Here is a 1,340-nt window from a genome sequence, read left to right on the forward strand (position 1 = left end):
CCCCTGCAAGCAGAGACCCCTGCAGCCCCATTCACCCTCCACCACCCCGACAAACGCCTCTTGACGCTACCCCAAACCCCGGCGGAAACTCCGCCCCATGACTGTACAAAATTACAGAAAACCGGAGAGCCCCCAGGCAAGCACCCAGGCCCAGCGCGGCCGCGGCGCCGCGCTGCGCCCGGACGGCCGCTTCCTCGACTGGCAGCGCGGCGACTTCGACGACGGCTGGTCCAACGAGGACGAAGGCGGCGAAGGCAAGCTCAGAACGGAACTGCTGGTGGATCGCGCCAAGACCGTCATCACCAGCAACACCTCGCCGGACGTCGGCTTCAACCGCTCCATCAACCCTTACCGCGGTTGCGAGCACGGCTGCATCTACTGCTTCGCGCGGCCGTCCCACGCCTACCTGGACCTCTCCCCCGGGCTGGACTTCGAGACCAAGCTGTTCTGGAAGCCGGAGGCCGCCAACCTGCTGCGGCGGGAGCTTGCTCGCCCCGGCTACCGCTGCGAGCCCATCGCCCTCGGCATCAACACCGACGCCTGGCAGCCGGTGGAGCGGCGTACCGGGCTCACCCGCCAGATCCTCCAGGTGATGGTGGAGACCCGCCACCCGGTGAGCATGATCACCAAGTCGGCACTGATAGAGCGCGACATCGATCTGCTCGCCGACCTCGCGCGCGACAACCTGGTACAGGTGATGCTCTCCATCACCACGCTGGACGACGACCTCGCCCGCCGCCTGGAGCCGCGCGCCGCCCGCCCGGCGCGGCGGCTGGAAACCCTGCGCCGGCTGAGCGATGCCGGCATCCCGGTGGGCGTGCTGTGCGCGCCGCTGATCCCGGCGCTGAACGACCATGAACTCGAAGCGGTGCTGGAAGCCGCCCACGCCCACGGCGCGGAAACCGCCGGCTACGTACTGCTGCGCCTGCCCTACGAACTGAAGGAGCTGTTCGCCGAATGGCTGCAGCGCCACGCCCCCGGCAAGGCGCGCCATGTGATGAGCCTGCTGGCCGCCATGCGCGGCGGCAAGGCCAACGACGCCCGCTTCGGCCACCGCATGCGCGGCGAAGGCGTTTATGCCGAGCTTTACCGCCAGCGCTTGCACCGCAGCTGCGAGCGCCTGGGCCTGAACCGCCACCGCCGCCCGCTGGACAGCAGCCTCTTCAAACCGCCGGTGGTGGATGCGCCGCCGAAAGCCCCCTCGCCGCAGCTGGACCTGTTCTGACCTGCCGCTGCCGGTAAAGCCCCCGCACCAGACGGCGGCCCGATCGCCGGAGCTCTCCCCCGCCCCGGCTACAATCGAGCCTTCGCGGCCATAACAACAACGCCATGAACTCCCC

The 1,340-nt window shown here is 69.2% G+C and carries 1 protein-coding gene; it reads left to right on the forward strand.

Annotation, left to right across the window (positions count from 1 at the left end; genetic code table 11):
• Positions 1-97 precede the first annotated feature (97 nt).
• Complete coding sequence (locus GRF61_RS24090) at positions 98-1,225, forward strand: PA0069 family radical SAM protein (RefSeq protein WP_169153147.1); 1,128 nt, start codon at positions 98-100, stop codon at positions 1,223-1,225.
• Positions 1,226-1,340: the final 115 nt, after the last annotated feature.

It is taken from the genome of Azoarcus sp. TTM-91, assembly GCF_012911025.1.
Lineage (GTDB): Bacteria > Pseudomonadota > Gammaproteobacteria > Burkholderiales > Rhodocyclaceae > Azoarcus.

Coding starts and splice junctions, on each gene's coding strand:
- GRF61_RS24090 (WP_169153147.1), top strand. CDS start 98: ATGACTGTACAAAATTACAGAAAACCGGAGAGCCCCCAGGCAAGCACC.